This window comes from Arthrobacter vasquezii, from assembly GCF_029455255.1.
Taxonomy (GTDB): domain Bacteria; phylum Actinomycetota; class Actinomycetes; order Actinomycetales; family Micrococcaceae; genus Arthrobacter_D; species Arthrobacter_D parietis.
The window spans coordinates 1-3,864 of sequence record NZ_JAROKN010000108.1 but is presented as its reverse complement, the minus strand read 5'-3'; the positions used below and the strand labels follow the sequence as shown (position 1 = coordinate 3,864).

At 64.8% G+C, this 3,864-nt stretch carries 4 protein-coding genes and 1 pseudogene; 2 read left to right on the top strand and 3 right to left on the bottom strand.

Annotated features, from left to right (window positions below):
- Both P4U43_RS17715 and P4U43_RS17710 read left to right on the top strand, forming a co-directional pair.
- Positions 1-535: pseudogene (locus P4U43_RS17715) on the top strand (malate synthase A); the annotation flags it as partial.
- Positions 536-655: 120 nt separating this feature from the next.
- Positions 656-1,351: a DsbA family oxidoreductase gene (locus tag P4U43_RS17710; protein ID WP_277359917.1), complete on the top strand. Its 696-nt coding sequence runs from the start codon at positions 656-658 to the stop codon at positions 1,349-1,351.
- A 38-nt stretch (positions 1,352-1,389) separates the two neighbouring features.
- Here P4U43_RS17710 and P4U43_RS17705 read toward each other — a convergent pair whose 3' ends face one another.
- The 3 genes from P4U43_RS17705 to P4U43_RS17695 all read right to left on the bottom strand — a co-directional run.
- On the bottom strand, positions 1,390-2,070 hold the full coding sequence (locus tag P4U43_RS17705) for a LytR C-terminal domain-containing protein (RefSeq protein WP_056546125.1): 681 nt from the start codon (positions 2,068-2,070) through the stop codon (positions 1,390-1,392).
- On the bottom strand, positions 2,063-2,362 hold the full coding sequence (locus tag P4U43_RS17700; protein WP_056546123.1) for a type II toxin-antitoxin system VapB family antitoxin: 300 nt from the start codon (positions 2,360-2,362) through the stop codon (positions 2,063-2,065). Before P4U43_RS17700 ends, P4U43_RS17705 begins: the two co-directional genes overlap by 8 nt.
- A gap of 112 nt (positions 2,363-2,474) precedes the next feature.
- A partial coding sequence (locus tag P4U43_RS17695) for a multicopper oxidase domain-containing protein (protein WP_277359916.1) occupies positions 2,475-3,864 on the bottom strand: 1,390 nt, incomplete at its 5' end.

Here is a 3,864-nt window from a genome sequence, read left to right as displayed (position 1 = left end):
CGCCTGGGTGGCTCACCCGGACCTGGTCCCGGTGGCGCGGGCCGTGTTCGACGTGGTGCTCGGCGACCGCCCACACCAGTTGGACCGCCAGCGCACGGACGTGGTGCCCGATGACCGCGCCCTCATCGACCTGACCGGAACGCATGGCCTCATCACGGAAACCGGGATCCGGACCAACCTGACGGTGGGCGTCCGCTACCTTGAAACGTGGCTCCGCGGCCATGGCGCGGTGACCCTGAAGAACCTGATGGAGGACGCCGCCACCGCGGAGATCTCCCGTTCGCAGATCTGGCAGTGGATCCACGTCCATGCCGTGACTGACACCGGCGAGGTCATCACGCGTGAGTGGGTGGAACAGCTGTTGGAGGATGAATTTGACCGGCTGCCGCGCTTTGATGATGACCGGTACGACGACGCCCGTCGGCTCTTCGAGGAAGTGGCCCTCCGCGAGGACTTCCCCGAATTCCTGACTCTCCCCGCCTACACCCGGCACCTCCGCGCCGGGCAGCGGCCGGCGCTGGCCCTGCAGCGCTAACCCCAGCCGTTGATCTGGCAGGACACCCCTCTTGCGGAGCGCTAAGGGGCGTGTCCTGCCAAATCAACGCGAGGTGGTGCGGCGGGAATAGCGCGCCGCCGTCGTCCCGTTGGGAAAGGTATGCACATTGAAATCTGGTCTGACGTCAAATGCCCGTGGTGCTTCGTCGGTAAGCGCCGCTTCGAGAAAGCCCTTGCTGAATTCCCGCACCGGGACAGCGTGGCAGTGACGTGGAAGAGCTTCCAGCTGGACCCCACCCTCCCCGAGCACTATGACGGAACCGAGCAGCAGTACCTTTCCGAACGCAAGGGAATTGCCCCTGAGCAGGTCCGCCAAATGTGGAACCAGCTCACCACGTCAGCGGCCGATGTCGGCGTGAACTTCGACTTCGACTCCGTGGTTGTCGGCAACAGCTTCCCCGCCCACCGGTTCCTGCACCTCGCGAAGTCGCTTGGTCACGGCAACGAAGCGAAGGAAGCCATCCTTTCGGCGCACTTCGAGCAGGGTCTGAACACCTCCGATACCGACGTGCTCGTGAAACTGGGCAATGACCTCGGCATCGATGAGCAGTCTGTCCGTGACACCATGGCCGGCGACCGCTTCGCCGACGACGTACGGCGGGACATCAGCGAGGCCCAGACCCTCGGGGTGAGCGGCGTGCCGTTCTTCGTGATTGACCGGAAGTACGGCATCTCCGGCGCACAGCCCGTCGAGCTCTTCCGGCAGGCACTGGACCAGGCGTGGCAGGAAGCCCATCCCCTGATCCCGGTATCCACCTCGCCCGATGGCGAGGTCTGCGGACCAGACGGCTGCTAGCTGACCGGCGCGCGCCGTCGTCGTCTGCGGTTCCGTTCCTACGGAGCAGCTGACGACGGCGCGGGCGTGGGGCTCGCTGTGGACGGCAGTTCACAGACCAGCCCGCCCGGTTCGGCGTTGACTTCCTCAGCGGGCACCAGCGCCTCGAACTCGGAGCCAAGCACAACGTCCACGGTGGCGTCCGGCCGCTCATCCTCGACGTAGATTGTTCCGGGAATGGTTCGCTGCAGCGTAAATGCCTGTGCATACCCGGACGGCCCGGAGACGATGATCGCGGTCATGTTGGTCTGACCAACGGACCGGTTGCCGACGGAGTTCACCGTGAAGCCGCGTTCCTCCAGAGCCGCCGAACCATTCCCTGCCAGCCCGGCGATGCTGGTGCTGTTGAGCACGTTCACGGTCACTGTGGCAGGATCAACGAGCTCGAACGGACCGGCAGGGCAGGCGCTGACGGGGCTCGCCGATGGCTGGCTGGCGGTGAGCTGGATGTCCCCCCGGGCCAGGGCCAGCGCGAAGAGCACGGCGGCGGTCACCAGAGCGAGGAGCAGTACCAGCACCACACCGTGGCGCAGCCTGCGCATGTAGACGTGCGGGCGTTCGACATTTCCGTCATCGGCGAAGACCGTCTCGAGATCGTTCTCGGTCACAATGCGGTGACCGTGCCATTCGATCGGGTTCTTCTTCGATCGGATCGGCTTGCGTTTCGGTGTCCTAGCCATCGATAACCAGAACGCGCGCGTGCAGGATGGTCCGCTGGTGAAGTGCCGTACGGACTGCCCGATGCAGCCCGTCCTCCAGGTACAACGTGTTGTTCCACTGCACCACATGCGGGAAGAGGTCCCCGAAGAAGGTTGAGTCTTCGGCCAGCAGCGCCTCGAGGTCTAGCGTGGTCTTGGTGGTGACGAGTTCGTCCAGCCGAACCTGGCGTGGGGCTACGTTGGCCCAGTCTTTGGGGGTCACGTGTCCGTGGTCGGGGTACGGGCGTCCATCGCTCACTGCTTTGAAGATCACCAACACAGCCTAGGCAAGATATTGCCCCAAGGGAATGTGGCGCTCTGGCAGCGTGCCCGTCGTCGCCAAAGAGTTACCGGAAAAGTCCTCCTTCACGGGGTGGCATTGAGTGTCAGGTCGCGTCGATCGGGATGGTGCGTGTACCGAGGACCGCCCCGGTGACCCAGTCCTCCCACTGCACCCGAAGGTAGTACCGACCGGCCGTCGGCGGATGCAGCAGCATGTCGAAGCGCTCGGCGGCGCCGTAGGCGAGCCTGCTGGCGGTCAACGGATAACCGGCATCACGGCAACTCGGTGCGGGGACATTCGGAACGGAAGTGTCCCGGAACGGCCGGCCATCGTGGGAGATCAATTCGGCGATACGCGCTTCGGTTCCATCCGCGTCGGTAAAGATCAGCGTTGTGGGCAGGTAGTTGGCGTTGAGCGTCCGCAGGAGCGTCGGCTTCTTCGGACCGCCCTTCACATTGGCGCGCAGGCTGGAAAGACTCCACACCACTTCCTTGCCGGCAGGACGGCGGGCAAGTTCCCCGCCCAGGACGTAGAAATGCTCGGGCTCAAACCGGTTGAGGCCGGCGTCTTCTCCAGACAGACCGTCAGCATGGTTCATCTCATGCCACCGCGGATCCAGCGAGTAGGGCGCGAGCAACGCCTCGGTATCGATGTCATACTCCGGTCCGTCCACAAAGGCACGGCGAGCGCCGGGGCTCACCGGATAGGCAGGGTGCACCACCGGATCGATGACCAGTGGACCGAACATCCCCATCTGGACGTGCAGCGGCGTATTGACGTGACAGTGGTAGAAGTACGTTCCCGCTGCCCCGTAGTTCGGGTCGCCGGGCCGTCCCGGTTCGGGCTGCATCTGGTAGGTGTATTGCCCGTCCACCTCGAATGACGTGTGCCCCACGCCGTCGTTCCGGGGGTCAGGTTCCATGCCATGCCAGTGAATGGTGTGCGGTCCCTTGCTCGGGTGCACCGTTGCGTGAAACACCTTCCCCTCCTGGACCCGCAGGGTGGGGCCGGGAAAGCCCCGCTCGTGCGTGTCGTCCTCGAAGCTCCACATCTCGAATTCCGCGCCATCGTCCATGACGAGGTCGCGGCTGTGGAAGTCGAAGTCGACGGCAACCGCGGGGGTCTGCAGGAATTCCGTCACGGGGTTTTCCACCTCCAGCTGGTCCGAGCTGAAATCCACCTGGCTCTGGAAGCGGTGATGCAGCACCGGTTCCACCCCTCCGACCGGATCCGGCTGTTCCGTTGGTTCAGCCGTTGCGGTCGGCTCCGCGGTGGTGGTGGGCTCCGCTGTGACCGTTGGATCCGCTGTCGCCGACGGCGTGACGGATTCAGAGGCGGTGGCCGTTGGAGTGGCGCTCTGGGTGGCGGAAGCGGTGGCACTGGGAGTGGGTTTGCGGGTGACAAAACCGCCCCAGCCGCGGCCTGCGGCATAGGAATTGTCAACAGAGTGCTCGTCAGCCTGTGCCTCGCTGGCGGAGTGCGCGGTCTTCCAG